The following is a 26,098-nucleotide window of genomic DNA, read 5'->3' as shown; positions in this document are numbered from 1 at the left end:
TCGGTCGCCGTTCGCCGGCGCGATGCCGTCCCGGCCGTCGTACGCCGTCCCGCCCCCGTCTCCGTACCCGAGGAGCCCGCCCGTGCACCGTCTCATCCCGACCGAGGCCGAGGCCGCGCTCGCCGAGGAACTCGCCGGCGAGCGCCCCGACCTCACACAGCCGTACGAGGACGCGCTTCCCGGCGCCCGCGCGGCCGTGCTGACGCGGTTGTGGCGCGCGCTCGTGCACGAGCCGCTGCCGTGGGTCGCCCGCAAGGAGCCCGGACGCGAGGGGCTCACGCTGCACCTGGCCGACGGGCGCCGGCTGCACGGCCCGTACACGGACCCGTACGCGACCGCCGCGTACGCCACCGAACTCCGGCTCGACGGCAGGCCGTACGACCGGCCGACGCGGCTGATGGCGGACCTGACCGTCCCGCACGGCCCGGCCTTCGCCGCCGAACTCGACCACAGTGTCGCCTCGTTGGCGCTGTCCCGGGCGAACCAGCCGGCCGGCTCCCCCGCGCCGGCCACGAGCCGGGAGTGGGAACAGCGCGTCGTCGACGGTCACCCCTTCCACCCCAACTGCCGTTCCCGTCCCGGCTTTTCGGCGGCCGAGCAGCTCGCGTTCGGACCGGAGCACCGGCCGGTCGTGCGGCTCGGCCTGACGGAGGCGGACGACTGTCTGGTCGTCGGCGCCTGGCCGGAGCGGTTCCGTGCGGGGGGCCGGGTGCTGATCCCGGTGCACCCCTGGCAGGCCGAGCACGTGCTCAAGTCCCCCGTGGGGGACGGTGTTCCGGCGCACCCCCTGATGTCGCTGCGCACCCTCGCGCTCCCCGACGTCGGACCGCACGTCAAGACCGCGCTGAGCGCCCGGCTGACGTCCTCGGTGCGGGACATCTCGGTGTACTCGATCGAGACGTCGGCCACCGTCTCGGCCTTCATGGAGGACATCGCCGCCCGCGCCGAGGGCCTGCTGCACGTCACCCGCACGCTGGGCGCGGTCACCAGCGGCTCCCCGGACCTGGCGGCGGTCGTGCGCGAGTCGCCCGAGGCGTACCTGGACGCGGACAGCGGTGAGCGTGTCGTCCCGGTGGCCGCGCTCGCGACGACCGGTCTGCCGTCCTCGCCCTCGTGGCTGGCCGACTTCACCCTCCTCTCCCTTACGGCCTGCCTCCGTCTGCTGGAGCTGGGCGTGGCCCTGGAGGCGCACGGCCAGAACCTGCTCGTGGTCCTGTCCCCGGCGGGTGACCCGCTCCGGCTCGTGTACCGCGATCTGGCCGACATCCGGGTCAGCCCCGCGCGTCTGGCCCGGCACGGCATCGCACCCCCACGGCTCACCGGACGGATCGTCACGGACGACGTGACCGCGCTGCGACGCAAACTGTTCGGGTCGCTGGTGGCGGGGTCGCTGGCGGCCGTGGCGGGGTCGGGTGGTGCGCTGAGGGGTGCGCTGGAGGCAGCGGTACCGCAGCTGCCGCGCACTCCCGATCTCGCGGCCCTCCTCGAAGAACCGTTGCCTACCAAGGCGTTGACGCTGATGAGGATGTCCCCCGGCCGCCCCGGAGACATCTGGGCCTCCCTGGGCAACCCGCTCCGCTGCGAGTGGGAGCCTCACTGACCTGCCTGCCGGAGCCTCACTGACCTCTCCAACGCCCCTGTGCGCCCCGCGCACGGGAACGTGCGCCCCCGAATGCCCCCTGGACCACGGGAAATCGGCCCCTCACACCCCGTTGGCGGTGTACGTCTATGGAGCTGGAGCGGCCCAAGCAGTCTGGAGAAGAATGAGCGACGTCGGCAGCATCGACGACCTGATGGCACCGATCCGCCCGGACCAGCTCGACCCCGGGGCGGTGATCGCGCAGTCGCTGGACAACCAGTGGGTTCCGCGACAGCTCGCGAGGGACATGATCAAACGGGGCAAGTCCCTCGAACAGGTCGGCGAACGGCGGCTCAAGGAGGTACGGGCCGAGTACTTCCGCAGCCTCATCAACGCCCGTCAGGTCGTGATCAACCGCGCGTACTTCTACAACAACGACGCGATCAGCTGCGATCTGACCGGGGGCGACCAGTCGCGCACGGCCCACCAGCGCCTGCTGGCCTCGGGGGCCCTCGTGCCGTTCCTGCTCAACGAACGGCACCCCGCCGAGGAACCGCCCGCCTACCTGGACACGCGGCCCGCAGGCTTCACCGCGTGGCAGGAGACCCTGAGCACCATGCGGTCCGGCGACCGGGTGCGGTGCGTGCGCATGTCGTGGGACGACCCCGAGCAGGACCGGGTGAACAAGGAGCAGACCCGGACCCGGCTGTTCCAGCCGTTCACCGAGAAGGTCCAGGGGCTGACGGCCAAGGACACCGACATCCTCGCCGCCCAGGTCGGCGTGGCGCCGGAGGACACCGACCGGTTCAGAAGACGGCTGGGCGAGGTCGTCGGATTCAGCAACGACCTCAGCGTCCGCAGAGAGCCGGTCGTGCGGAACGTCCTGTACAAGGAGTTCGTGTCGGCGCCCGGGACGAACGTCGCGGACGGCAGGTACGACGGGAACAAGCCCTTCGCCGCGGAGATAAAGCAGCTCCTCGACCTCATATACAACGTCAACCTGGCCGACGCCCTTGACCGTTACCCCCTGACCCCGGCGGGCAGTCTCCGGCGCGTCGCGCTGCAGGAGGCGCGCGAGGCGAGGGCCACCCGTGGCTTCGTCGAGGACCCCGAGCAGTTGCTCACCTTCCTGCGGCGGCAGGCGTTCACCGCCGTCCAGGATCAGTTGACCCCGTCGGCCGTGGACGCGCTGACCCTCCCGGACATCTGGACCTTGCGGCAGAGCACCGCGTGGAACGACTACGTCGACGCCTTCGGCGCGCTGACCGCCGACCCCGGCGCCTTCCACGACTCCGTCGGCCGCGTCTTCGACCGCTACGTCCGGCTCAACTCGGAGATCCTGAAGCTCGCCCAGGAGCGCAGGCAGGCCACACCGAAGAAGTGGCGCCCCGTCATCGAAGTGGTCGTCACCCTGGGCGCCGCGGTGTTCACGACGATCACCGGCGAGGGCGTGTGGGAGGTGACCGGCGCCCTGGCCCCGCTCGCGGTGTCGGGTTCGGTGGGCGGCTCGGTGCAGCTGGTCCTGCGCAACCGGCTGGAGGGGCGGCAGGAGCAGCGGTTCGCCCGCGAGATCGCCGCCGTGCGGCTGGCGAGTGAACGAGAATGGTCGCAGTTCCACGATCTGGTCAGGAGGCTGCCGGGCTACCGGGAGACGACGGGCGCCGCGCCCAGCGCCACCGCCTCCACGACCACCCAGGACAACGACGATCTGCTGGAGTACTAGTGCACCTCGTGCGAGGCGTCAGGTGAACTCCTACGAGGCCCTGCGCCGAGACCGGCCCGAGTGGTTCCGCGACGACCCCGGAGGCACCGAGATCCTCACCGACCCCGCCGTCGTCCGCGAGGTCCGCCGACGGGCGAGAGCGGGGGCGGCATGGCGGGCGGCGGGCCTCGTCGGGCCCGGCTCCTGGTGGGCGAGGCTGTGGGCGGCGCTGCGGCCGGTGCCGGTCGGTGTGGTCTCGGCCGACCGTTACCTGCTGCACCTGCGTGATCCGGTGCGTTTCCCCGGCGGCCGAACGGGCCTCTACAACCGGCTGATGCCGCCGCCCGCGTCGAGCCCGGGTGTGGTGATCCTGCCGTTGCTCGGCCCCGGCGGGGACGTCGTGCTGATCGAGCACCACCGGCACGCCACCCGGGCATGGCACTGGGAGGTGGCCCGCGGCTTCGGTGAAGCGGGCGCCTCCGGGGAGGAGAACGTCGCCCGGGAACTCGGCGAGGAGCTGGGCACGAGCCCGACCGAGGTGATCCCCCTGGGCGAGGTCCACCCCGACACCGGACTCCTCGCACACAAGGTGAGCCTGTACGCGGCGCGCGTGGACCGGATCGGCGACCTGGAGGAGGGCGAGGGGATCCGCAGGGCGGTCACCGTGTCGCCGGCCGAGGCGGAGGACATGGTCCGCGGCGGGGAGATCACCGACGGCTTCACCATCGCGGTGCTGTACCGGGCGCGCCTCGCGGGCCTGTTCGACGAAGGCAGCGGGGCATGACGGGACGCGTGTGTCACGACGGTGGGCACCAGCCGGTTGGGCGCCGTCGTGTCGCAGCCCGGCGTGTACGACGGTCTGCAGCGCCGCCGGTCCTGTGCGGGCGGGACACAGACGCGCACCACCGCGGCGGACGCGGCCTCGGCCGAACCGACCCGTGCCGACCGCTGGGCGTGGACGGCGGTCGGCGGCGTGCTCGCCCCGCTCGCGGCTGTGGGCCGGCATGCGCTGACCCCGCGGTCCTGGCGGCCAACACGGGTGCCGGCGCCAGGGGTTCGGCCTTCGCCGGTTCCCCGGGGCTGCGCGCCCGACCCCCGATCAGCACCAGCCCCGTGATGCCGTAGGGAGTCCGCGGGTGTGGTGCGGCTGGTCGCGCCCCCGCGGCGGAGCCGCGTACGGACACGGTCCCGCGCCCCTGGTGGGCCGCCGAACCCTGCCGGTCCGGCGGCCCGCCAGGACCGTGCGTCACCCCTCCCGCAGCTCCTTCGCCAACGCGCCGTCCCCCAGCACCTCGACCCGCCCCTCCCGCACCGCGTCCCGCAGGCTCAGCTCTCCCCGGCTCACCGCCACGCAGGTCTCCGCGTCGAACGACAACCGGGCGTCGGGTTCCTCGGGGGCCGGCCCGTCCCCGTACACCGGACCGTCCTCCGCGCCGGCCCACAGGTGGAACTGCCCCTCCTCCAGCCGCACTTCGACCAGCCCCGGCTCCCGGAGCTCCCTCGACAGCGGCAGCGCGAACCAGTGCGCCCGTACGGCGTCGGTGGCCCTGCGTTCCTCCAGCAGAGGTGCGCCCCACTCGCCGAGCGCCTGGAGCACGGCCAGCAACTCCCGCCCGCGGTCGGTGAGTTCGTACACGTACGCCGCTCCGGGCGGGGGCAGGCGGCGGCGGGTCGTCAGGCCGTCCCGCTCCATGTCCTTCAGCCGCGAGGCGAGTACGTCCGTGCTGACGCCCGGCAGGTCCGCGTGCAGGTCGGTGTAGCGGCGGGGACCGGCCAGCAGCTCCCGGACGATCAGGAGAGTCCAGCGGTCACCGACGACGTCGAGCGCACGGGCGGCGGAACAGTACTGGTCGTAGCTTCGGCGAGGTGACATGCGACGCAGTCTAGACATGTTGTTGGACTTTCCAAGCTGCTACTTGGTAAAACCAAGCAACACCACGTACCGGAGGGGCGAGAGCGCATGGAGTTCCGGCAGTCGAACAAGCTCAGCGAGGTCTGTTACGAGATCCGGGGCCCGGTGATCGAGCACGCCAACGCGCTGGAGGAGGCGGGCCACAGCGTGCTCCGCCTGAACACCGGCAACCCCGCGCTCTTCGGCTTCGAGGCGCCGGAGGAGATCATCCAGGACATGATCCGGATGCTCCCCCAGGCGCACGGCTACACGGACTCGCGCGGCATCCTCTCCGCCCGCCGCGCCGTCGCCCAGCGCTACCAGAACCTGGGCCTGGAGGTCGGAGTCGACGACGTCTTCCTCGGCAACGGCGTGTCCGAGCTGGTCTCGATGGCCGTACAGGCGCTGGTCGAGGACGGCGACGAGATCCTGATCCCCGCCCCGGACTTCCCGCTGTGGACCGCCGTCACGACCCTCGCGGGCGGCAAGGCGGTCCACTACCTGTGCGACGAGCAGGCCGACTGGTACCCGGACCTGGACGACATGGCGGCGAAGATCACCGACCGGACGAAGGCCGTCGTCATCATCAACCCGAACAACCCCACCGGCGCGGTCTACCCGAAGGAGATCATCGAGGGCATCCTCGACCTGGCCCGCCGCCACGGCCTGATGGTCTTCGCCGACGAGATCTACGACCAGATCCTGTACGACGACGCCGTCCACCACTCGGCCGCCTCACTCGCCCCCGACCTCGTGGTCCTCACCTTCTGCGGCCTGTCCAAGACCTACCGGGTGGCGGGCTTCCGCTCCGGCTGGCTGGTCGTCACCGGGCCCCGGCAGCACGCGAAGGACTACCTGGAGGGCCTGACGATGCTCGCCTCCATGAGGCTGTGCGCCAACGCCCCCGCGCAGTACGCCATCCAGGCCGCACTCGGCGGCCGACAGTCCATCCGCGACCTCACCGTGCCCGGGGGCCGCCTCCGCGAGCAGCGCGACCGCGCCTGGGAGAAGCTCAACGAGATCCCGGGCGTGTCGTGCGTGAAACCGAAGGGCGCGCTGTACGCGTTCCCACGCATCGATCCCAAGGTGCACCCGATCCACGACGACGAGAAGTTCGTCCTGGACCTGCTGCTGCGGGAGAAGATCCAGGTCGTGCAGGGCACCGGCTTCAACTGGCCGGCCCCCGACCACTTCCGCATCCTCACGCTCCCCCACGTGGACGACCTGGACGCGGCGATCAGCCGGATCGGGCGGTTCCTGAGCGGGTACCGGCAGCACGGGTGACGGTCGTCGCCGAGCGCGGTGAGCCGTGGCACTTCAAGCGGAAGCGGCCGGCAGCGTCTCGGCGACATCGGTCGCCGCGCGTACGAACGCGCGGACCCGCTCCGTCGTGTTCGACGCCGCCCAGACCAGCCCCCGTTCGACCGGCTTCGCGTCGTGGAGCGGCACGTAGGCCAGGTCAGGTCTGGGGTAGTACTGGCGGGAGTGCTCTCCGACCGGGAGGACTCCCCTGCCCATCGCGACCAGGGTGAGCATCTCGGAGAACGACCCGCCGACGGGCCCCTTCGGAACCGGCCTGCCCGACGGTGTGCGGTCCGGTGTGCGGTCCCGCTTGAACGCCGCGGAGGTCACCTCCGGGTACTGCACCACGGGATGTTCCGCGAGTACCTCGACCGACACCGACCGCTCGCCGGCCAGCGGGTGCCCGGCCGCCACGGCGAGCACCCGTTTCTCCCTGAGCAACACGGGGCCGCAGGCCATCCCGTCGAACGGGTAGGAGGCGAGGAGGATGTCGATCGAGCCGTCCACCAGGCTGGCCCGGGAATTGGACAGCTGAACCTCCCGTACCTCGACCCGGCATTCGGGGTGGCGTTCGGCGAACACACCGACCGTCTTGAGCAGCAGGGGTGCCGTCCACTCGCCGAGGAAGGCGACCCGGAGTTCTCCCGTGATACCGCGACTCGCGTCGGCCGCCCTGTTCAGCGCCTCCTCCATGGCCGCGACCAGGGGCACCAGGTCATCGGCCAACTGCCGTCCGACGGGGGTGATCCGGACCGTACGGCTGTTGCGCTCGAACAGCATGCCGCCGATCCGGCGTTCCAGTTTCCTGATCACCTGACTGACCCGCCCGGTCGTGATCCGCAGCCGCTCGGCGGTCCTGCCGAAGTGCAGCTCTTCGGCGAGCGTCAGGAAGATCTCGATCTCCAGCCGTTCCAGCATGATTCTCCCCCCAGCGTTGAATCCGGCTCAACGATCATGCTCCGATCATGCCTTGATCGCGGCTTTCGCGCGGCGGATCGTAGAAGACGTCAACCCGGCCGTCGGGGTGGGAACGCGATCCGGCCGTCCGCCGCTCGCGCACCCGGCCGTCTCCGACACCGGCGTGGCCCCACCACGCGCCCCGAGCGCCCCACGGCCCGCCATGACCGCAATGACCTGCTATGACCCGCCATGACCCGCCATGAAGGGAACCCCATGCCCACGTCGGACATCACCACCTACCTGACCGGGCTCGACGACCACCTGCGAGCCATCGGGGAGAGGACGCGTCGTGTCATCGACGCCACCCTGCCGGACGCCACCGGTGCGATGTGGCACGGCCATCCCACCTGGAGTCTCGGCGACAAGCCCGGGCAGACCCCGGTCTGCCTGCTCAAGGCCTACAAGTCCTACGTCACCTTCGGTCTCTGGCGCGGCCAGGACGTGGCCGACCCGTCGGGGCGGCTGGTCCCCGGCGCCCGCCGGATGGCCTCCGTGAAGCTCAGGGCCGCCGACGATGTCGACCCCGACCTGTTCACGGACTGGCTGCGCCGCGCCCTCGCCCTGGAGGCTAAGTGAGCGCCGTGCGAGTGAAGGCGTTCGATCATCTGGTTCTCAACGTGGAGGACGTCGAGCGGTCCCTGGGCTTCTACACCGGACTCCTCGGCCTGGAACCGGTACGGCTTGAGGAGTGGCGGGCCGGCAAGGTCCCGTTCCCGTCGGTGAGAGTCACCCCGGAGACCGTCATCGACCTGGTCGACCTCTCCAGGGGCGAATCCAACGTCGACCACATCTGCCTCACCGTGGAGCCGCTGGACTGGGACGAGGTCGTCGAGTCGGGAGCCTTCACGGTCCTGCAGGGCGCCGTCGAACGCTTCGGCGCGCGGGGCACCGCCACATCGATCTACGTCCGCGATCCGGACGGCAACACGGTGGAGCTGCGCTGGTACCCGCAGGACGCCGCAGCGCGACCGGGGCCGCGACCGGGGCCCGCTCCAAAGACCGTCTGACGGGTCACACAAGGGACGTTCACCGACCTCCCGGAGATTCCTTCATCAGGAGGATTCACTGCTCATGGGCAAGATCACGCACTTTGTTCACCAGTCGCTGGACGGCTTCATCGCGGGGCCGAACGGCGAGTTCGACTGGCCACGCATGGACGGCGAGCTGTCCGCCTATTCACAGGCCCTCACTGACAGCGCCGACACCTTCCTCTACGGCCGCGTGGTGTGGGACATGATGTCCGGCTACTGGCCCCACGCCGAGGAGTTCTCCACCCACGAGCACGACCTCGCGTTCGCGCCCGTCTGGCGCAAAGTGCCCAAGGTGGTCATCTCCTCGACGCTGACCGAGGCCGACTGGAACACCCGCGTCATCAACACCGACATCATCGAGGAACTCACCGCCCTCAAGGACGGCGGCGCGCATATGTTGCTGTTCGGCGGCTCCACGCTGGCCGGCTTCCTCACTGAACACCAGCTGATCGACGAGTACCAGATCTTCGTCCACCCCGTCGTGCTCGGCGGTGGCAAGCCCGTCTTCACCACCCCGCAGCAGCGGTTCGACCTGACCCTGACCGAGACCAGGACCTTCGACTCCCAGACAGTTCTCCTCCGTCACAGACGGGCCGACTAGACCGCACCATCCCCATCACGCCAGACACGAAATACCGAGGAACCTCTGATGCGCACTCTGATCAGTACCGCCTTCATCTCGCTCGACGGCGTCGTGGAGGCCCCGGGCGGTGAGCCCGGTTACCGGAACTCCGGGTGGACCTTCAAGGATGTCGAGTTCCTCCCCGAGGCGTTCGAGCTCAAGGGCCGGGAGCAGAAGGAAGCCACCGCGATGCTGATGGGCCGGGTCAGCTACGAGGCCTTCAGCCCGGTGTGGCCGGACATGGAGGATTTCGCCGACTACAAGGTGATGCCGAAGTACGTCGTCTCCACCACCCTCAGCGAGGACGACCTGGTCTCGAACTGGGGCGAGACCACCATCCTACGCTCGCTCGACGAGGTCGCCGCGCTGAAGGAGACCGAGGGCGGCCCGATCATCGTCCATGGCAGCGCCGCGCTGAACCAGAGCCTGTCGGACGCCGGCCTGATCGACCGTTACCACCTGCTCGTCTTCCCCCTCCTGCTCGGCGCGGGCAAGCGGCTCTTCAGCGCCACGGACAAGGACACCCAGAAGCTGAAGCTGGTCGAGCACGAGGCCTACGCCAACGGCCTGCAGAAGAACGTCTTCGACGTGGTCCACTGACAAGGGCTCGATACGGAGCACGGCGTTCCCGGAGTGCGGGCCCCACGAGCTGAGCCGCCCGCCCGCTATGGGATCATTCGGACTCAGACCCTCACGCCCGGAGAGTCGCCGGCTCTCGTCGGAAAGCGCTGGGAGAGACATGACGATCAACCCCTCTGCCGGGACCGGCCCCGAGCTGGAGTGGTTCAGAAGCGGCTACGGCGCGCAGGACGGTCAGGGCCCCCGCCTCGTGCTCACACCCGACCGCTGGGCCGGCTTCGTCTCGTACGCCGCGGATCACCATGGCTGACCTGCTCCTCGTCCGGCACGGCGAGACCGAGTGGTCGTGGTCCGGACAGCACACCAGCTGGACGGACCTCCCGCTCACCGACAAGGGCCGTGAACAGGCGCGCGCGGTGGCTCCCCTGCTGGGCGGCCGGCGGCTGGGGGCCGTCTTCGTCAGTCCGATGAAGCGGGCCCGGGACACGGCGGAACTGGCCGGGCTGCGCGACGTGCGCACCGACGCCGACCTCGGTGAGTGGGACTACGGCGGGTACGAGGGGATCACCACCGCCGAGATCCACCGCACGCGGCCCGACTGGTTCCTGTTCACGGACGGTGTGGTGCCGGGGCCGCCCGGGCACCCCGGAGAGAGCCCGGAGCAGGTGGGGGCGCGGGCCGACCGGATGCTGGCCAAGGTGAGGGACGCGTCGGCGGACACCGAGGGCAGTGTGGTCCTCGTGGCCCACGGGCACTTCCTGCGGGTGCTGACCGCACGGTGGCTGGGGCTGCCGCCGTCGGGTGGCGCGCTGTTCCGGCTGGAGACGGCAACCGTCAGCCGGCTGAGCACGGAGCACGGGCGGCCGGTCATCGCGAGCTGGAATGTCACACCCTCCGTCTAGTCTCGAAAGGACTGGGAGGAGGGTGTGTGACACGACCGCCGACCGCCGCGCAGCGCCGGGTCATCGACGCCGCCGACCCCGTGACGGGCCGGCTGAAGGGTACGGAGGCGCAGCTCGCCGCGCTGGTCAAGCGCGGCCTCGCCTTCCGGCACCCGCGCCCGCCGCACGACCACTTCCTCACTCCGGCCGGGCACCGCGTACGGGAGGCGCCCCCCGAGCCGGGCGCGCCCGGCCCCGCCCCGGCCCCCGCCTCCGCGGATTCCGGGGTGTTCGCGGCGCGCGTCGGCGGCGAGGAAGCACCCCCGCCCGGCCCGGCCCGCACACGTGAGGTGCACAGCGCCTGGCAGGGGCTGCTGGAGCTGCGCCGGATGACGAACCCCGACGGCGCGGCGGACCGGCCCTGCGGCTGGGAGCGCACGCATCTGGTGCAGGCCGCCGCGCTCGCGCTGGAGGCCGCGGGCCACAGACCGGCGGCGGGCACGGACGAGGCCGGCTACCGGGTCCGGGCCACCCCGCAGCCGGAGGCCGTCGCCGTGCGGGACCCGGACGTCACCGCGCTGCGCGCCTGCGCGGCCACGCTGGAGAAGGCGGGCTGGCAGGTCAGCGAGCACGCGGAGCCACGCAGCGCGACGCGGTACGTACTGGCGTCGCCCCGCCGGGCCTGAGGCCCACCCGCGGTCGGCCGGTCCACGCAGGCTTGTCGCCGACAGGCGCGGGGTGTTCGAGGCGATGGTGTCCGACGCGAAGGCGTTCGGCCTCTGATCCTCGCCGGGGCCACGCGAGGTCTACGCGTCCAGCGGCTCCGGTTCGTGCTGGGGCGTGCTGCCGCCGGTGCTTCTCCTGGCCGCCGGGTTCGCCGCCGCGATGCCCGCCGTGACCGGGCCGGCCATGTCCGGAGCCCGGGAGGAGGACGCGGGACTGGCCTCCGGGCTGTTCAACACCACGCAGGTGGTGGGCGGTTCGCTGGGCCTGGCCGTCCTGACGACGCCGGCGGCTGCCCGCACGGACGGTCTGCTCGACCGCGGCGACGCGGCCCTCCCGGCCGGCTACCGCCTGGCCTTCGGCCTGGCCACCGTGATCGCTGTGGCGGCCCTGGCTCTGGCCGCGGCCGTACTTCGGCCGCACCGTGAGAAGGCCACGTCGGCGGACGCCCGCACGAACGGGTGAGCAGCTGACGCACCGCGACGGCGGGTCTCCGCCGTCAGCCGTCGCGGTCCGTCCGCGCGAGCCACCGACCGTGGCCATGCCGGACGCGAAATCCGGGTGCGTACCACCCACACGCTCGTCATCCTGCTTCCATGGCGCCGCGTACACCGAAACCCAGCCTGTACATCTCCGTCGACATCGAGGCCGACGGCCCGATCCCCGGCCCGTACTCGATGCTCAGCCTGGGCGCGGCCGTCGCGGGCCGTCAGGACGCCGACGGCTTCAGCGCGGCCGGCCCGGATGAGCTGACCTTCTACCGTGAGCTCCGCCCGATCAGCGAGGAGTTCGTACCCGACGCGCTGGCCGTCAGCGGCCTCGACCGTGCCCGGCTCGTCGAGGAAGGCGCCGAACCGGCCGCCGCCCTGGCCGAGTTCGGCACCTGGGTGCGTGAGGTGAGCACGGAAGCGGGGGCGCAGCCCGTGATGTGCGGGTACCCGGCGTCGTACGACTGGATGTTCCTCTACTGGTATCTGATCCGCTTCACGGGCGAGAGCCCCTTCGGTCACTCGGGCTGCCTGGACATGAAGACGCTGTACGCGACGAAGGCCGGGGTGCCGCTGCGGGCGGCCGCCAAGCGAGCCATGCCGCGCGAGCTGCTCCCCCGTCGGCTGCACACCCACCACGCCCTCGACGACGCCATCGAGCAGGCCGAGCTGCTGGCGAACCTGATGGCTTGGGAGGGCGCCCCCACCTAGCGCGAGGAGGGTTCATGGGGTGGCACATTCAGCCGTTCACGCCAGGTTCTCCCTCATGTGGCCGTGTGTCCGGACACAGGTGGTGCCCCGCCGGGTATCCCTCCCGACGGCGTTCCCCCACCCGCGACCCCGGAGACACCATGCCGCTCCCCCGCCGTGTCCTTCTGACCGCCCTCGCCGCCGGTTCGGCCGGAGCCGCCGTCGCCTGCACGTCGGCCGGTGCGATCCCGGCCGACGGGGCGGACGGGAAGGCTTCCGCCGGGGCGCCGGACGGGGCGTCCGCGGCGACGGCGGCGGCCCGGCGGCTGCTGCCCCGTCACTGGCAGCAGATCACCTTCCGCACGGAGAGCGCGCGCGACACCTTCCGGGTGTCGGCGGACAAGGGCCGCGTCACCGTGTCCGGCGACACTCCCGCGACCCAGCTCACCGGCCTCAACTGGTACCTGCGGTACGTCGCGTACGCCGACATCAACTGGGCCGGCGAGCAGACCGGCCTCCTGCCCCGCGACCTCCCGGCCCTCGACGGCACCGTCACCCGCCGCGCGGGCGTCCCGCACCGCTTCGCCCTCAACGACACGAACGACGGCTACACGGGCGCCTACCTCGACTGGACGTACTGGGAGCGCGAGCTCGACGTCCTGGCCCTGCACGGCTACAACGAGATCCTCGTCTACACGGGCGCGGACGCGCTCTACCACCGGCTGTTCCAGGAGTTCGGGTACGAGGACGAGGAGCTGAGAGCGTGGATTCCGGGGCCGGCCCATCAGCCCTGGTGGCTGCTGCAGAACCTCTCCGGGTTCCCGCACCCCGTGTCCCGGCAGCTCCTGGACGCACGGGCCGCCCTCGGGCGCCGGATCGTGGACCGGGTGCGGGAGCTGGGCATGACGCCGGTGCTGCCCGGTTACTTCGGGACGGTCCCGCCCGGATTCGCCCAGCGCAACCACGGTGCGCGCACGATCCCGCAGGGGAAGTGGATGGGCCTCGCGCGCCCCGACTGGCTGGACCCGCGCACGGACCACTTCGCCCGGGTGGCGGAGGCCTTCTACCGCGTGCAGGGCGAGATGTTCGGCGGCCCGTCGACGCTGTACAAGATGGACCTGCTGCACGAGGGCGGAACCCCCGGTGACGTGCCCGTCGGGGACGCGGCGAAGGGGGTCGAACGGGCCCTGCGGAAGGCCCGTCCCGGCGCCACCTGGGTGATCCTCGGCTGGCAGCGCAACCCGCCGCGCGCGATCGTCGACGCCGTCGACAAGCGGTACATGCTGGTGGTCGACGGCCTCTCCGACCGTTTCCCCACGGTCACCGACCGGGAGGCCGACTGGGGTGACACCCCGTACGCCTTCGGCTCGATCTGGAACTTCGGCGGTCACACCGCGCTCGGCGCGAACACCTCCGACTGGGCCTCGCTGTACGAGAAGTGGCGCACGAAGGACGGCAGCCGGCTGCGCGGCATCGCGCTCATGCCGGAGGCCGCCGACAACAACCCCGCCGCCTTCGCCCTGTTCTCCGAACTCGCCTGGCGGGAGGGGGAACTGGACCTCAAGAAGTGGTTCAGCGAATGGGCCCGCGCCCGCTACGGCGACCGTGATCCGCACGCGGAGGCCGCGTGGGACGTCCTGCGCCGCACCGCGTACGGCACCACGCGCGCCGACCGGTGGAGCGAGGCCGCGGACGGTCTGTTCGGCGCCCGTCCGTCACTGACCGCCGTCCGGGCGGCCCGCTGGTCCCCGAAGCGACTCCGCTACGACGCGGCCGACTTCGAGCCCGCCCTCACCGAACTGCTCCAGGTGCGCGCGGAGCTGCGGAAGTCCTCCGCGTACCGCCGCGACCTCCTCGACGTGGCCCGCCAGGCCCTGTCCAACCGCAGCCGCGTCCTCCTCCCGGACATCAAGAAGGCCTACGACGCCGGGGACGGAGCCCGTCTCGCCGAGCTGGCCGAGGTGTGGCTGTCCCTGATGGACCTCCTCGACCGGCTGCTGGCCACCGACTCCCGCCACCTGCTGGGCCGTTGGGTGGCGGACGCGCGCTCGTGGGGCGCGAGCGCCGGGGAGCGGGAACAGCTCGCGTACGACAACCTCTCGCTGCTGACCGTGTGGGGCACCCGCTCGGGCGCGGACGCGGGCCTGCGGGACTACGCCAACCGTGAGTGGGCGGGGCTGGTCGGCGGGCTGTACCGGCTGCGCTGGTCGACGTACTTCACCGAGCTGAAGGCCGCCCTGCGGGAGGGGCGGAGCCCGAAGGAGACCGACTGGTTCGCGCTGGAGGACCGCTGGATCCGCGACCCGGGCCCGCTCCCCACCCGGCCGGCCGGCGACACGTACGAGCTTGCCACCCGGGTCCGGGACCGGCTCGCAGCGCTCTCCTGACAGGTCACAGCCGCCGTACGGGGACAGTCGGTTCGGAGACCTCCTGAGGCAGGGCGCGGGTTCAGGCCCGCGCGGCGATGTCGGCGAGGCGCCGGGCCTCGGCCCGGGTGGAGCGGGCGACGGCGTCCTCGTCGACGTGCAGCAGCCGGCCGTTCTCCACGATCTGCTCGCCGTTCACGAAGGAGGCGGTGACGGGTGCGGCCGCGCCGAGGACGAGCGCGGCCACCGGGTCGGCGATCGACGCGTGGGCCAGGGTGTCCATCCGCCACAGCACCAGGTCGGCGAGCTTGCCCGGCTCCAGGGAGCCGATCTCCCGTGCCCGGCCCAGCACCTGGGCGCCGCCGTGGGTGCCGAGCCGCAGGGCCTGGCGGGCGGTCAGCGCGGCCTCACGGTGCGGACCCAGTCGGTTGACGAGCAGGGCGTTGCGCAACTCGGTGTGCAGCTCGCCGGACTCGTTGGACGCGGTGCCGTCGACGCCGAGGCCGACGGGGACGCCGGCCGCCAGCATGTCGGGCACCCGCGCGATGCCCGCCGCCAGCCGGGCGTTGGAGGAGGGGCAGTGGGCGACGCCCGTCCTCGTGCGGGCGAAGGCGGCGATGTCGGAGTCGTTCATGTGGACGCAGTGCGCCATCCACACGTCCTCGCCGAGCCAGCCGGTGGACTCGAAGTAGTCGGTCGGGCCCATGCCGAACAGCTCGTGGCAGAACTTCTCCTCCTCCACGGTCTCCGAGCCGTGGGTGTGCAGCCGCACCCCGAGACGGCGGGCCAGCTCGGCGCCCTCCTTGAGGAGTTCGGTGGAGACGGAGAAGGGTGAGCAGGGGGCGACGGCCACCTGGGTCATGGCGCCGAAGGAGGCGTCGTGGTGCTCGCCGACGGTGGCCTCGGTGGCGGCGAGGGCGCCTTCGAGGGTCTCGACGGCGAAGTCCGGGGGCAGCCCGCCGTCCTTCTCGCCGCGGTCCATCGACCCCCGGGCGAGGGTGAAGCGGACGCCCGTCTCGCGGGCGGCGCGGATGATGGAGCCGGACAGGTCGCCGGAGCCCTTCGGGAAGACGTAGTGGTGGTCCATCGCGGTGGTGACGCCGCCCCGGGCCATCATCGCCAGGGAGCCGCGCGCCGCCGCGTACGTCATCGGCTCGTCGATGCGCGCCCAGATCGGGTACAGCGTGACCAGCCAGTTGAACAGGTTGTGGTCCGTGGCCAGGCCCCGGGTGATCCACTGGTAGAAGTGGTGGTGGGTGTTGACCAGTCCCGGCGTCACCAGGTGGCCGGTGGCGTCGATGCGGCGGACGACGTTCTGAAGCCCCTCGGGGGCCCCGCCCTCGCCGAGCGACTCGATCAGGTTGTCCGCCACGACCACGTGGCCCGAGGTGTACTCGGTATCGTTCGCGTCCACGGTCGCGATCGCCGCGTTCTCGATGACGATGCGCTGAGCCATCGTTCGTTCGTCCTCTTCTCTCCGGGTGCTGCGGTTGCCGCGCGTGCTGCTGTCCGTGTCCGCGGGTACCCGCGTCAGAGGTTGGTGAGGTCGGCCGGGATCCTCGCCTCACGGCCGTCCCGCAGGACGGTGGCCTCGATCAGGCCGTACGGCCGGTCGGCGGCGAAGTACACCTCGTTGTCGTTCTTGAGCCCGAACGGTTCGAGGTCCACCAGGAAGTGGTGCTTGTTCGGGAGCGAGAAGCGCACCTCGTCGATCTCGGGGCGGTGGTCGATGATGCGCGCGCCCATGGCGTAGAGGGTCTGCTGCAGCGACAGCGAGTACGTCTCGGCGAAGGCCTGGAGCAGGTGCTTCCTGACCTGCTCGTAGGACGCGTTCCAGTCGGGCGCCTGTTCCTCGTCGTCCGCCCAGCCGAAGCGCCAGCGGGCGGAGACGTCGGTGGCGAGGATGCGGTCGTACGCCTCCGGGAGCGTTGTGTACCTGTCCTTGACGTAGCCCCAGAACTCGGAGTTCGTCGAGTTCATCACGGTCAGGTCCTTGAGGCCGGAGACGACCTCCCAGCTCTCGCCGTCGTACGTGATCTGGGCGAGCCGGGTCTCCTGGCCCTTGCGGACGAAGGAGTGGGCGCCCTCACCGCCGTGCTCGACGCGCTCCCAGGCGTACTCCTCGATCCGTATGCGGGCCCGGTGGATGGCCGGCTGGGAGGTCACGAAGTGGCGGGCGAGGTGGATGCCGAACTGCTCGGCGGAGTCGATGCCGTGCTGCTTGGCGAAGGCGTACACCGTGTTCTTGGTGGTGTCCGTCGGCAGGACACCGGCGTTCACGCCGGAGTAGTGGACCTCGTCCATGTCGCCGCTGAGCGACACCGACACGTTGAGGTCCTTGATGTGGTGGGTGGCGCCGTCCCGCGTGATCCTGACGACCCGGTTCTCGGCCTTGCCGTACTGGTTCTGTCCAAGGACGGGCATGTCAGCTCCCTCGGTAGACGGAGTAGCCGAACGGGTTGAGCAGGAGCGGTACGTGGTAGTGCTCACCCGGCACGACGGCGAAGGTGACGGTCACCTCCGGGAAGAACGCACCGCGGTCCCGGTGTGCGGAGAGGTACGCCTCGGTGTCGAACACGAGCCGTACGTGGGTGGTGCCCTCCGGCGGCTCCGGAAGGTCCCGGCACCGTCCGTCGGCGTTCGTTGCGGAGGTGCCGAGCACCGTCCACTTGTCGCCTTCACGTGCCGACAGCGAGACGGGGACGCCCTGTGCGGGGCGGCCGGCGCTGGTGTCCAGGATGTGCGTGGACACCGAACTCCTCTGCCGGTCCGCGCTGTTGGTGCTCATGCGGGGGTGTCCTCTTCGACGAGTCGGGTCAGCCGGATGCGGTTGATCTTGGCCAGTTCGGCGCGGACGATCTCGCGCTCCCGCTCGGGCGGGTTGCCGATCCGTTCCCTGACCGCGTCGCGCATCTGCTCGCCGGTGAGCCCGGTGGCGCAGATCAGGAAGACATGACCGAACCTGTCCTGGTAGGCCAGGTTCAGTTCCAGCATCTCGGCCCTGAGCTCGTCGGAGGCCCCGGCCATGCCGCGCTGTTCCCGGGCCGAGACCGGGTCGCCGGGCCTGGGGCGGCCGATGGGCGGGTGCCCGGACATCGCCTGGTCAAGGTCCTCCGTGGTCAGTTCCGCCATGGCGGCGTCGCCGGCCCGCAGGAGGTCGTCGGCCGTCGCGTAGGGCCGCCCCGCGAGCAGCCTGCGCCCCCACTGCGTGGAGGCGCACACCTCGTGCAGCGCCGCGCCGGCCGCGTGCTCCTCCAGGGCGTTGAACCGGGCGAGGCCCGGCGGGGAAGGACTCGAAGTCACGGAGCCTCCGTGGCGTGTCGCGGGACGTGCTGTGCGAACAGCTAACGCCCTCCGGCGACACGACGTCAACAGTTTGTTGAAAAAACGGGGTCCTGGCGGCCGCCCTCCGGAGGCGGGGAGGCGGCCCCGGGCCCTGGCCTCACGCGGGACATCACGCGGGGGTCACGCGGTGTTGCCCAGCAGCCGCAGGGCGTTCTCCCGGTTGATCGCCTGGAGTTGCCGGTCGGAGATGGCCGGGTCGTTGTCCAGAGCGGGTGTCGTGATGTCGGTGACGACCTGGCCGGGGGTGGGCGGCCAGTCCGTGCCGAAGAGGATGCGGCCGGGGTCCACGGTGGCCATCAGGGTGGGCGTGGCCGAGGGAGACATGGGGCCCGCCGTGTCGTAGTAGAAGCGGTGCAGGTAGTCACGGACCCGGCCCGGCTCGATCTCGGGGGTGAGACGCCCGCCGAAGAGTTCGAGCCGGGTGGCGATGTAGGGAAGGAAGCCCCCGCCGTGGGGGAGGATGAAGGTGAGGTTCGGATAGCGGTCCAGGGTGCCGTTCTTGATGAGGTTGATGGCGGCGCGCGTGGTGTCCACCAGGAAGTCGCAGACGAAGGGCGGCACTCCCGGCAGCCCCATACCGGGGTCGTTGCCCGCCGGTACCTCCATGGGGTGGGTGCTGATGACCGCGGACCGCTCGTCGAGTTCCCGCAACAGGCGGTCGTGTGCGTCGTCGCCGAGGTAGACGCCGTTCATGCTCGTTCTCGTGCTCACCCCGACGGCACCGAGCTCGTCGAGACCGTAGCGGAGGCTCCACGAGGAGAGTTCCAGGTCGTCGAGGAACACGGGCGTGAAGAACCTGAAGCGGGTGGGGTGACGTTCGACGACGTCGGCCGCTGCCCGCAGGGCGACCCGCGCGCTGTCCCGGCGCTCCGCGCGCTCCCGGAGCCGGCCGAGCATCGCCACCGTCATGACGGCCGTGCCGATGCCCGCCTTGTCCATGACGTCGAGGGCCGTGTTCAGGTCCCAGCGCGTCCACCAGGGCAGCTTCTCGCGGTTGACGACGCCGCGTTCCTCCGCCCAGTCGAGCCAGGCGGGCGCGGTGAAGTGGTGGTGGACGTCCACGCGGCCGTCCTGGAACGGGGACTCTCCCACGAGCGTCATCGCCATGTCCTCTTCTCTGATGTCTCTGCTTCCCTGCCGTGCACCGCCTCGCGGTGACACACGGCAGTGTCGGGGGTTTCCTGTGCGCGCTCAGTCGCGGCAGAGCACCGTCCGCAGCACGTTCGTCAGCAGGCGGTCGGCATACGGCATGTCGGCATGGGCCCGCCACGCGACGTAGCCGTCCGGGCGCACGAGGACCGCGCCGTCCTCGGCCGCGCCGTGCCACTTCGCCCAGTCGGCGTCCGGTTCGGGCACGAGGTCGCAGTCAGGGCCGTCGCCCACGAGGTAGGCCTCGACGGGAACGCCCAGGGTTTCGGCGGCTTTCGCCGCCGCGTTCCGCCACGTCTGGCCCCTGGGCCCGGAGAGGACGACGAAGGAACGCTCGTACAGATCCAGCGTGGAGATCCTGGCGCCGTCCCTCATGACCCACATGTGCGGTGCGCGGGTGCCTGGATCGCCGCCGAGTTCGAAGGCTTCCGGGACCACCGGCCGCTGCGGGGAGGCGCCCATGACGGCGTCCGACGTGTAGCGGTAGCAGAGCGCGACGGTCATGAGGTCCGCCGGATCGTCGTTCCGTCCTGGCGCGGGGCTGAATCCCGGATGCTGTTCCTCGACCGCCTGCAGACACGCCCGCTCGATGGTCGCGACAGCGGTGGGCCGCCGTTCCTGCTGGTAGGTGTCCAGCAACGGCATGCCCGCCCATCCACGGAGCACCGCGGCCAGTTTCCAGGCGAGGTTGTGCGCGTCCTGAATTCCGGTGTTGGAACCGAACGCCCCGGTGGGCGGCATTTCATGCGCCGAGTCACCGGCCAGGAAGACCCGGCCTTTTCCGTAGCTGTCCGCGACACGGCTGGAAGCGTGCCAGGGGGCCTTCCCCGTGATCTCCACGTCGATGTCCGGAATTCCGGCGGCCGCGCGGATGTGCGCCACGCACCGGTCGTCGTCGAAGTCCTCCAGGGTTTCGCCGGTGTCCGGGGACCAGGGAACATGGATCACCCATTGCTCCTCGTTGTCCACCGGCAGCAGAGCCCCTTCCCCTTTCGGGTCGGTGACATAGCAGACGACGAACCGCTTTTCCCCGATGCAGTCCTTCAGTTTCTCACTCCGGAAGGTGACGCTGACATTGTGGAAGAGTTCACCCGGCCCCGACTGACCGATCTCCAGGGATCGCCGGACGGGGCTCCGGGGCCCGTCGGCGGCCACCAGGAAATCGGCGTTCACGGTGTACGTCTCACCGGTGTCCCGGTGCATCACCTCGGCCCGGACTCCTTCTCCGTCCTGCGTGAAGGACAGCATCCGGGTGCCGAAGCGGATGTCGCCGCCCTGGCCGCGGGCGTGGGCCAGCAGCACCGGTTCGAGATCGTTCTGGCTGCACAGGCACCAGTTGGACGAACTGACCCGGGAGACGTCCATGCCGGCGGAGATGTCCCGGATGATCCAGCGGCGCTGGTGTCCGGAGAGGGTGGCCACCTGGAGAACGCCCTCGTTCCCGGCGAGGGCGGCGGCGGCCTCCCGGATGCTCGGCTCCAGGCCGGCGGTCCGGAAGATCTCCATGGTGCGTACGTTGTTCCCGCGACCGCGCGGGTGCATCGACGTGCCGGCATGCCGCTCCACGAGCATGTGCTCGATTCCCAGGCGCCCCAGGAAAACAGAAGTGGAAAGTCCCACCAAGGACCCGCCCACGATGAGAACAGGTACAGATGTCGCTGCGCGTCCGCTCACTGATTTCCTACCCCTCCGGCGGAGCCAGGTCCGAGAATCGGGGACCGGCCTGTCCATCCGTGTCTAACAAGGGGCGCGGACGCCCGCGACCGGAGCGGGTCCATATGGCCCACCGACGTTTATTTCTCGATGCCGTCCGGGAAACGGTGCCGTTGACCGGTGGAACTCACCCCTGCGGTCAGGGGTGTTCCGGTGAGAACCGGACCTCACAGCCGCCGCCGGCACCTCGACCCCTGGGAAACGCCATGACGGAAGCGCTCGCACCTGAGGAAATGTCGTCCGACGAGGCCGCCGCCGCGGCCTCGTCCTGCGGTCGGGAGTTCCGCGCCAACCCTTATCCCGTCTACGCCACGCTCAGGGAGACGGCGCCGGTGTGTCCGCTGTCGCCTCCCCACGGGGTCGACACGTACCTCATCACCCGGTACGACGACGCCCGTGCCGCCCTGGCCGACCCCCGTCTGAGCAAGGACATGTACGGCGCCATCGACACGTACCACCGCATCTTCGGTGACTCGTCGATCGCCCTGGACGACAACATGCTCTTCTCGGACCCTCCGAAGCACACCAGGCTCCGGAGGATCGTCGGCAGCACCTTCACTCCGAAGAGGGTGGAGTCACTGCGTCCGCGCATCCAGGAGATCACCGAGGAGTTGCTCGACCGGTGCCCGGCCTCGGAACCCGTGGACCTGCTGCCCGAGTTCTGCTTCCCGCTGCCGCTCGTGGTGATCTGCGAACTTCTGGGCGTCCCGGAGAACGAGCGCAAGCAGGCCCACGCGTGGTCCAGCACCGTCGCCCGGACAGGGTTCGGTCCGGAGGCGAGGAAGGCGCTGGAGGTGGCCGAGGGCAATCTGCGCGACTACCTGGTGGATCTGATCGCGCGGAAGCGCCAGAAGCCGGACTCCGGCCTGCTCAGCGCTCTGGTCACGGCGAAGGACCAGGACGGCGCGCTCACCGACCACGAACTGGTCTCCACCGCCTGGGTACTGCTCTTCGCCGGGCACAAGTCGACGGCGTACCAGCTCGGCAACGGCCTCTACCACCTGCTCTCCCAGCCGGAACAGAAGCGTCTGGCCCTCCAGGACGCGAGCGCCATGGCCTCGGCCGTCGAGGAGATCTTCCGGTTCGAGACCTCCGTGGAGAACTCGACGTTCCGCTACGCCAAGGAAGACGTCGTGATCCGCGACACGCTCATCCCCAAGGGCGCGCTCGTCCAGATCTCCATCGCCGCGGCCAACCGTGACCCCGAGGCCTTCCCCGAGCCGGACCGCATGGACGTCAGGCGCCCGAACGTCCAGGCGGACCACCTGACGTTCGGTGTCGGCCCCCACTACTGCATCGGCGCCCCGCTGGCACGCCTGGAGATGCAGATCGCGCTCACCGCCCTCTTCCAGCGGTACCCGCACATGGTCCTGGCCGAGCCGCCGGAGGACGCACGCTGGCTGACCGTGCCGTTCCCCGCGTTCCGCGGGCTGGCGGAACTTCCGGTGGTGCTTGATCCCTCCTGACCGGAGAGGCCCGGGGGGGGCTGGGGGGGCCTGGGGGGCTGGGGGGGGTTGCCGGGGAGCTTGGGCCGTCGCCGCGCCGCTTCAGTCGTCCGGGCGCGACCGCTCGTCGCTCTCACGGGCCTTGGCCCGCTGCTCGTTGGCGTAGTTGATGTAGTTGTAGACGGTGAAGCGGCTGACGCCCAGCGCCCCGGCCACGGTCTCCACGCCATGCCGTACGAGGAAGGCGCCGCGGGCCTCCAGGGTCTTCACGATCTGCTGCTTGGCCCTGCGGTCCAGCTCGGCCAGGGGCTTGCCCTGAGCGCGCTCCATGGCGGCCAGGATGTGGTCCAGCGAGTCGGCGAGCTGCGGCAGCCGTACCGCCACGACGTCGGCACCCGCCCAGGAGAGCACCACGTCATCGGGGCCGGCCTCGCCGGGCGGCAGCATCTCGCCGCCCATGGCGTCGACCAGCGGCTTCACCGCCGCGACGAAGGGGTCGTCCCCGTTGCCGGTCACCTGCCGGCCCCCTCGCCCCCGTCGACCACGTTCACCTGCAGTGACACACGGGTGGCACCGGCCTCCAGGGCCCTGCGCAGCACGGCGTCGACCGTACTGAGCACCGCGTCGGACCGGCCTTCCGCGGTGTTGCCGAAGGGCCCGACCTCCACGGTGTCGAGGTCGGCCGTCTCCATGACCTCACGGGCCACCAACGCGTGCGCGGGCGCCTCGTCGAGGTCGAAGGGTTCGGTCGTGAACTCCACTCTCAGTCGCACTGCGCCCCCATGTCATCGGCCCCGACCGGCGCGTTCTCCCGGTCCCGGCCCGTTCCTCCGGCGGCACGACCCTATGCCCTGGAGGGCGGCGTCCGCAGCGGGGACTATCATTCATCGCCACTCGCGTGCGACATCCCGGACGACGCACGACCGGAGCCCGGACGCACAGGACACTCACGGAGGGAGACGTCGGTGTCCCTGACGGACAGGGCCATTGGGCAGATCCGTGAGCTCATCCGCTCGGGCGCGCTGCCGCCCGGAGCGAAACTGCCCCCGGAACCGGAGCTGGCGGCGCAGCTGGGTCTGTCGCGCAACCTGGCCCGCGAGGCGGTCAAGGCGCTGGCCGTCGCCCGGGTGCTGGAGGTCAGGCGGGGCGACGGCACGTACGTCACCAGCCTCCAGCCGAGTCTCCTGCTGGAGGGGCTCGGCGGTGCGGTGGAGCTCCTCCAGAGCGACAAGGGCGCTCTGCTGGACCTGATGGAGGTCCGGCGGCTGCTCGAACCGCTCGCCACCGGGCTCGCCGCCACCAGGATCACGGACGGGCAACTCGCGGAGGTCAAGCGCCACCTGGACGCGATGCGCGAGGCGCGTGACGACGTCGAGCGGCTCAACGCACACGACGCGGCCTTCCACCGCGCGGTCGTCGAGGCCACGGGCAACGAGACCCTGCTCACCCTCCTGGAGGGCATCTCGGGCCGCACCCTGCGCGCCCGCGTCTGGCGCGGCCTGGTCGACGACCAGGCGTCCGGACGAACCCTCGCCGAGCACGAGGCGATCTACGACGCCCTCCGCGCCCGTGACGCCGCCCTGAGCCAGGCCGCCGCCCTGCTGCACGTCAGCAACACCGAGCTCTGGCTGCGGCGGCACCTGCGGTCCGCCGGTTCCCGTGACGAGGCGGCTGCGGCGGGCTGAACCGGCTGCGCGGGCGCCGTCACCTCGGCGCCGTTGCGGAGCGGCGCTCCGTCCGGCCCTTGCGCAGGAAGCGCCGCAGCCGGGCCTCGGGCCAGGTGTTGATCACGTCGTCCTTGGTGAGCCAGCCGCGCTGTGCCGTTCCCACGCCGTAGCGCATGTCGTCGAGGTGGATGGTGGCGTGCGCGTCGCTGTCGACGGCGAACCTCACCCCGTGCCGCCTGGCCCGCAGGATGTCCTCGTCGCGCAGGTCGAGGCGGTCCGGATGGGCGTTGATCTCCAGGGCGGTGCCGGTGCGCGCGCAGGCGGCGAAGATCGCGTCGAGGTCGGCGTCGAGTCCGGGCCGCTTGCCGATGATGCGGGTGGTGGGGTGGCCGATGATGTTGACGTACGGGTTCTCGCAGGCCCGTACGAACCGGCGGGTCAGCTCCTCGCGCCCCTGGTTGAAGTGCGAGTGCACCGAGGCCACGCACAGGTCGAAGCCGTCCAGGAAGTCGTCGGGCCAGTCCACGCCGCCGTCGGGATCGATGTTCAGCTCGGCGCCGTGCAGCAGCCGCATGCCTCCGCGCCCGCCGCCGGTGCCGCGGGCCCGGTCGAGTTCCCGGACGCGCTCGCGCTGGGCCAGCATCCGTTCGTCGGTCATCCGCTGCATGTACAGGTCCGGTCCGTGATCGGTGATCGCGTAGTAGGCGTACCCGCGGTCGGCGGCCGTGCGGACCATCTCCTCCAGCGGGGCGAGGCCGTCGGTGAGGTCGGTGTGCGTGTGCAGGTCGCCCCTGAGGTCCGCCTCCTCCACCAGGGCGGGCAGTTCGCCGCGCAGCCCCGCCTCGATCTCCCCGCGGTCCTCACGCAGCGTCGGCGGGATCCACGGCAGGCCGAGCCGGGCGTACACGTCCTCCTCCGTCCTGGAGACGATCTTCTTCCCGCTCTCGACGTCGAACAGCCCGTACTCGGAGAGCTTCAGGCCCTGGTGCACGGCCCGTTCCCGGGTGCGGATGTTGTGCGCCTTGGAACCGGTGAAGTACTGCAGCGCCGCTCCCCAGGAGTCCAGCGGTACGACGCGCAGGTCCACCGACAGGCCTCTGTCGGTGCGGACGGACGTCTTGGTGGTGCCCGCCGCGACGACCTCCGTGACGTACGGCAGCTCGGTGAACGCCCGCATGAGCGGGCCCGACTCCTTCGCCGCGGCCAGGATGTCGATGTCACCGATCGTCTCGCGCAGGCGGCGCAGCGATCCGGCGTACGTGCACCGCCGGCAGCCGGTCACCCCGGACAGCGCGGAGACGACGTCCTCGGCGAGGTCCATGGCGACGTCGAGCAGGACCCGGTCTCCGGAGGACCGCAGGAGGCCGATGCCGTGGAGGAGCTTCTCCTCGGTCCTGGGCCCGAAGCCCTTCAGGTCGCGCAGGCGCTCCGCGTGGATGGCGCCGACCAGTTCGTCGATCGTGGAGATGCCCAGCTCCTCGTACAGCGCGTGCGCCTTCTTCGGGCCGAGCGTGGGGATCGCCGTCAGCCGCCGCACACCGGCGGGGATCTTGGACCGCAGCTCCTCGACCGCCGCGACACGGCCGGTGCGGAAGTACTCGAGGACCTTCCCGGCGATGGACTTGCCGACGTTGGGGATCTCCTGCAGGCCCTTGAGGTCGAGCGTGGAGACGTCGGCGTGGTGGCCGCCGATCGACCGGGCAGCCTTCTCGTAGACGCGCACCTTGAACGCGTCGCCTCCGGTGATCGAGATCAGGTCCGCGTACTCCTGGAGCAGCGCGGCGACCTCGTCGTTGGACCGAGCCACCTCTCCAGCGTAGGCACGGCCGGCCGGCCCTTCGCGACCGGGACCGCGGCCCGAGACCGAGACCGCCGCGACGGACGCGCCTGTCTGCCGCGTAGAGCGGATGAGCAGATGTGTGCGGACGAGCGCGTGCCGAGGTCCGCGCCGACGACCAGGGAGGG

General features: G+C 71.0%; 26 protein-coding genes and 1 pseudogene. 16 read left to right on the top strand and 11 right to left on the bottom strand.

The annotated features are described in order from the left end of the window. The first annotated feature begins 82 nt into the window (after positions 1-82). The 3 genes from ACZ49J_RS15465 to ACZ49J_RS15455 all read left to right on the top strand — a co-directional run bounded on the left by ACZ49J_RS15465 (position 83) and on the right by ACZ49J_RS15455 (position 4,065). A complete protein-coding gene (locus ACZ49J_RS15465) occupies positions 83-1,600 on the top strand; it encodes an IucA/IucC family protein (protein WP_467453186.1) in 1,518 nt (505 codons plus the stop codon). A 163-nt stretch (positions 1,601-1,763) separates the two neighbouring features. Next, entirely contained in the window at positions 1,764-3,302 is a 1,539-nt protein-coding gene (locus tag ACZ49J_RS15460; RefSeq protein WP_467453188.1) for a hypothetical protein, read from the top strand. Positions 3,303-3,324: 22 nt separating this feature from the next. Next, positions 3,325-4,065, top strand: a complete 741-nt coding sequence (locus ACZ49J_RS15455) for an NUDIX hydrolase (RefSeq protein WP_467453189.1) — start codon at positions 3,325-3,327, stop codon at positions 4,063-4,065. A 462-nt stretch (positions 4,066-4,527) separates the two neighbouring features. On the opposite strand, the gene ACZ49J_RS15450 is transcribed toward ACZ49J_RS15455, so the two are convergent. Next, the gene (locus ACZ49J_RS15450; protein WP_467453190.1) at positions 4,528-5,154 is read right to left on the bottom strand and encodes a winged helix-turn-helix transcriptional regulator; all 627 of its coding nucleotides are present in this window, start codon (positions 5,152-5,154) and stop codon (positions 4,528-4,530) included. Between the two features lie 87 nt (positions 5,155-5,241). Here ACZ49J_RS15450 and ACZ49J_RS15445 point away from each other — a divergent pair, with 87 nt between their 5' ends. After that, positions 5,242-6,456 (top strand): pyridoxal phosphate-dependent aminotransferase, encoded by a 1,215-nt coding sequence (locus ACZ49J_RS15445; protein ID WP_467453192.1) that lies wholly within the window; start codon positions 5,242-5,244, stop codon positions 6,454-6,456. Between the two features lie 33 nt (positions 6,457-6,489). Here ACZ49J_RS15445 and ACZ49J_RS15440 read toward each other — a convergent pair whose 3' ends face one another. Continuing rightward, positions 6,490-7,392: a LysR family transcriptional regulator gene (locus ACZ49J_RS15440; RefSeq protein ID WP_467453193.1), complete on the bottom strand. Its 903-nt coding sequence runs from the start codon at positions 7,390-7,392 to the stop codon at positions 6,490-6,492. A 255-nt stretch (positions 7,393-7,647) separates the two neighbouring features. Here ACZ49J_RS15440 and ACZ49J_RS15435 point away from each other — a divergent pair, with 255 nt between their 5' ends. From ACZ49J_RS15435 to ACZ49J_RS15390, 10 genes and pseudogenes are all read left to right on the top strand, one after another. Continuing rightward, positions 7,648-8,010, top strand: coding sequence for a DUF1801 domain-containing protein (locus ACZ49J_RS15435; protein WP_467453194.1), 363 nt, complete (start codon positions 7,648-7,650; stop codon positions 8,008-8,010). A 5-nt stretch (positions 8,011-8,015) separates the two neighbouring features. Further along, positions 8,016-8,441, top strand: a complete 426-nt coding sequence (locus ACZ49J_RS15430) for a VOC family protein (RefSeq protein ID WP_467453264.1) — start codon at positions 8,016-8,018, stop codon at positions 8,439-8,441. Positions 8,442-8,505: 64 nt separating this feature from the next. Beyond that, on the top strand, positions 8,506-9,066 hold the full coding sequence (locus tag ACZ49J_RS15425) for a dihydrofolate reductase family protein (RefSeq protein WP_467453195.1): 561 nt from the start codon (positions 8,506-8,508) through the stop codon (positions 9,064-9,066). Positions 9,067-9,114: 48 nt separating this feature from the next. Further along, a complete protein-coding gene (locus ACZ49J_RS15420) occupies positions 9,115-9,687 on the top strand; it encodes a dihydrofolate reductase family protein (RefSeq protein ID WP_467453196.1) in 573 nt (190 codons plus the stop codon). A 139-nt stretch (positions 9,688-9,826) separates the two neighbouring features. Further along, complete coding sequence (locus ACZ49J_RS15415) at positions 9,827-9,976, top strand: hypothetical protein (RefSeq protein WP_467453198.1); 150 nt, start codon at positions 9,827-9,829, stop codon at positions 9,974-9,976. Beyond that, on the top strand, positions 9,969-10,568 hold the full coding sequence (locus ACZ49J_RS15410; protein ID WP_467453199.1) for a histidine phosphatase family protein: 600 nt from the start codon (positions 9,969-9,971) through the stop codon (positions 10,566-10,568). Before ACZ49J_RS15415 ends, ACZ49J_RS15410 begins: the two co-directional genes overlap by 8 nt. Positions 10,569-10,594: 26 nt before the next feature. Then, the gene (locus tag ACZ49J_RS15405) at positions 10,595-11,233 is read left to right on the top strand and encodes a hypothetical protein (RefSeq protein WP_467453200.1); all 639 of its coding nucleotides are present in this window, start codon (positions 10,595-10,597) and stop codon (positions 11,231-11,233) included. Between the two features lie 154 nt (positions 11,234-11,387). After that, positions 11,388-11,735: pseudogene (locus ACZ49J_RS15400) on the top strand (MFS transporter); the annotation flags it as partial. Between the two features lie 131 nt (positions 11,736-11,866). Continuing rightward, positions 11,867-12,469, top strand: a complete 603-nt coding sequence (locus tag ACZ49J_RS15395; RefSeq protein WP_467453201.1) for a 3'-5' exonuclease — start codon at positions 11,867-11,869, stop codon at positions 12,467-12,469. Positions 12,470-12,609: 140 nt separating this feature from the next. Then, positions 12,610-14,835 carry an alpha-N-acetylglucosaminidase gene (locus ACZ49J_RS15390; protein WP_467453203.1) on the top strand — a complete coding sequence of 742 codons (2,226 nt, stop codon included), beginning with the start codon at positions 12,610-12,612 and terminating at the stop codon, positions 14,833-14,835. 61 nt (positions 14,836-14,896) lie between these two features. Here ACZ49J_RS15390 and ACZ49J_RS15385 read toward each other — a convergent pair whose 3' ends face one another. The 6 genes from ACZ49J_RS15385 to ACZ49J_RS15360 all read right to left on the bottom strand — a co-directional run bounded on the left by ACZ49J_RS15385 (position 14,897) and on the right by ACZ49J_RS15360 (position 21,039). Then, positions 14,897-16,270 (bottom strand): 8-oxoguanine deaminase, encoded by a 1,374-nt coding sequence (locus ACZ49J_RS15385; RefSeq protein WP_467453204.1) that lies wholly within the window; start codon positions 16,268-16,270, stop codon positions 14,897-14,899. A gap of 74 nt (positions 16,271-16,344) precedes the next feature. Next, positions 16,345-17,238 (bottom strand): factor-independent urate hydroxylase, encoded by an 894-nt coding sequence (gene pucL / locus ACZ49J_RS15380; protein WP_467453206.1) that lies wholly within the window; start codon positions 17,236-17,238, stop codon positions 16,345-16,347. A gap of 1 nt (position 17,239) precedes the next feature. After that, the gene (gene uraH / locus ACZ49J_RS15375; RefSeq protein ID WP_467453207.1) at positions 17,240-17,602 is read right to left on the bottom strand and encodes a hydroxyisourate hydrolase; all 363 of its coding nucleotides are present in this window, start codon (positions 17,600-17,602) and stop codon (positions 17,240-17,242) included. Further along, entirely contained in the window at positions 17,599-18,117 is a 519-nt protein-coding gene (uraD, locus tag ACZ49J_RS15370; RefSeq protein WP_467453208.1) for a 2-oxo-4-hydroxy-4-carboxy-5-ureidoimidazoline decarboxylase, read from the bottom strand. Before uraD ends, uraH begins: the two co-directional genes overlap by 4 nt. Before the next feature lie 162 nt (positions 18,118-18,279). Continuing rightward, positions 18,280-19,260 carry an amidohydrolase family protein gene (locus tag ACZ49J_RS15365; protein WP_467453209.1) on the bottom strand — a complete coding sequence of 327 codons (981 nt, stop codon included), beginning with the start codon at positions 19,258-19,260 and terminating at the stop codon, positions 18,280-18,282. 90 nt (positions 19,261-19,350) lie between these two features. Beyond that, a complete protein-coding gene (locus tag ACZ49J_RS15360; protein ID WP_467453210.1) occupies positions 19,351-21,039 on the bottom strand; it encodes an FAD-dependent oxidoreductase in 1,689 nt (562 codons plus the stop codon). A gap of 188 nt (positions 21,040-21,227) precedes the next feature. Here ACZ49J_RS15360 and ACZ49J_RS15355 point away from each other — a divergent pair, with 188 nt between their 5' ends. Continuing rightward, a complete protein-coding gene (locus ACZ49J_RS15355) occupies positions 21,228-22,487 on the top strand; it encodes a cytochrome P450 family protein (protein ID WP_467453212.1) in 1,260 nt (419 codons plus the stop codon). A gap of 81 nt (positions 22,488-22,568) precedes the next feature. Here ACZ49J_RS15355 and ACZ49J_RS15350 read toward each other — a convergent pair whose 3' ends face one another. Beyond that, positions 22,569-22,982: a helix-turn-helix domain-containing protein gene (locus tag ACZ49J_RS15350; protein WP_467453213.1), complete on the bottom strand. Its 414-nt coding sequence runs from the start codon at positions 22,980-22,982 to the stop codon at positions 22,569-22,571. Next, positions 22,979-23,239 carry a YkoF family thiamine-binding protein gene (locus ACZ49J_RS15345; RefSeq protein ID WP_467453214.1) on the bottom strand — a complete coding sequence of 87 codons (261 nt, stop codon included), beginning with the start codon at positions 23,237-23,239 and terminating at the stop codon, positions 22,979-22,981. The genes ACZ49J_RS15350 and ACZ49J_RS15345 overlap by 4 nt, the downstream gene beginning before the upstream one ends. A 192-nt stretch (positions 23,240-23,431) precedes the next feature. Between ACZ49J_RS15345 and ACZ49J_RS15340 the strand changes: the two genes are divergently transcribed. Further along, positions 23,432-24,151 (top strand): FadR/GntR family transcriptional regulator, encoded by a 720-nt coding sequence (locus tag ACZ49J_RS15340; RefSeq protein WP_467453215.1) that lies wholly within the window; start codon positions 23,432-23,434, stop codon positions 24,149-24,151. Between the two features lie 19 nt (positions 24,152-24,170). Here the strand turns inward: ACZ49J_RS15340 and polX are convergent, their stop codons facing one another. Further along, entirely contained in the window at positions 24,171-25,940 is a 1,770-nt protein-coding gene (gene polX / locus ACZ49J_RS15335) for a DNA polymerase/3'-5' exonuclease PolX (RefSeq protein ID WP_467453216.1), read from the bottom strand. Between the last annotated feature and the right edge of the window lie 158 nt (positions 25,941-26,098).

The sequence above is a fragment of the Streptomyces sp. NPDC030840 genome, assembly GCF_055572015.1.
Note: the sequence above shows the minus strand (reverse complement) of the source record. Positions and strands in the feature narration are given on the sequence as shown.

Coding starts and splice junctions, on each gene's coding strand:
- ACZ49J_RS15460 (WP_467453188.1), top strand. CDS start 1,764: ATGAGCGACGTCGGCAGCATCGACGACCTGATGGCACCGATCCGCCCG.
- ACZ49J_RS15450 (WP_467453190.1), bottom strand. CDS start 5,154: ATGTCACCTCGCCGAAGCTACGACCAGTACTGTTCCGCCGCCCGTGCG.
- ACZ49J_RS15445 (WP_467453192.1), top strand. CDS start 5,242: ATGGAGTTCCGGCAGTCGAACAAGCTCAGCGAGGTCTGTTACGAGATC.
- ACZ49J_RS15440 (WP_467453193.1), bottom strand. CDS start 7,392: ATGCTGGAACGGCTGGAGATCGAGATCTTCCTGACGCTCGCCGAAGAG.
- ACZ49J_RS15435 (WP_467453194.1), top strand. CDS start 7,648: ATGCCCACGTCGGACATCACCACCTACCTGACCGGGCTCGACGACCAC.
- ACZ49J_RS15425 (WP_467453195.1), top strand. CDS start 8,506: ATGGGCAAGATCACGCACTTTGTTCACCAGTCGCTGGACGGCTTCATC.
- ACZ49J_RS15420 (WP_467453196.1), top strand. CDS start 9,115: ATGCGCACTCTGATCAGTACCGCCTTCATCTCGCTCGACGGCGTCGTG.
- ACZ49J_RS15415 (WP_467453198.1), top strand. CDS start 9,827: ATGACGATCAACCCCTCTGCCGGGACCGGCCCCGAGCTGGAGTGGTTC.
- ACZ49J_RS15410 (WP_467453199.1), top strand. CDS start 9,969: ATGGCTGACCTGCTCCTCGTCCGGCACGGCGAGACCGAGTGGTCGTGG.
- ACZ49J_RS15395 (WP_467453201.1), top strand. CDS start 11,867: ATGGCGCCGCGTACACCGAAACCCAGCCTGTACATCTCCGTCGACATC.
- ACZ49J_RS15390 (WP_467453203.1), top strand. CDS start 12,610: ATGCCGCTCCCCCGCCGTGTCCTTCTGACCGCCCTCGCCGCCGGTTCG.
- ACZ49J_RS15385 (WP_467453204.1), bottom strand. CDS start 16,270: ATGGCTCAGCGCATCGTCATCGAGAACGCGGCGATCGCGACCGTGGAC.
- pucL (WP_467453206.1), bottom strand. CDS start 17,238: ATGCCCGTCCTTGGACAGAACCAGTACGGCAAGGCCGAGAACCGGGTC.
- uraH (WP_467453207.1), bottom strand. CDS start 17,602: ATGAGCACCAACAGCGCGGACCGGCAGAGGAGTTCGGTGTCCACGCAC.
- ACZ49J_RS15365 (WP_467453209.1), bottom strand. CDS start 19,260: ATGACGCTCGTGGGAGAGTCCCCGTTCCAGGACGGCCGCGTGGACGTC.
- ACZ49J_RS15360 (WP_467453210.1), bottom strand. CDS start 21,039: ATGGACAGGCCGGTCCCCGATTCTCGGACCTGGCTCCGCCGGAGGGGT.
- ACZ49J_RS15355 (WP_467453212.1), top strand. CDS start 21,228: ATGACGGAAGCGCTCGCACCTGAGGAAATGTCGTCCGACGAGGCCGCC.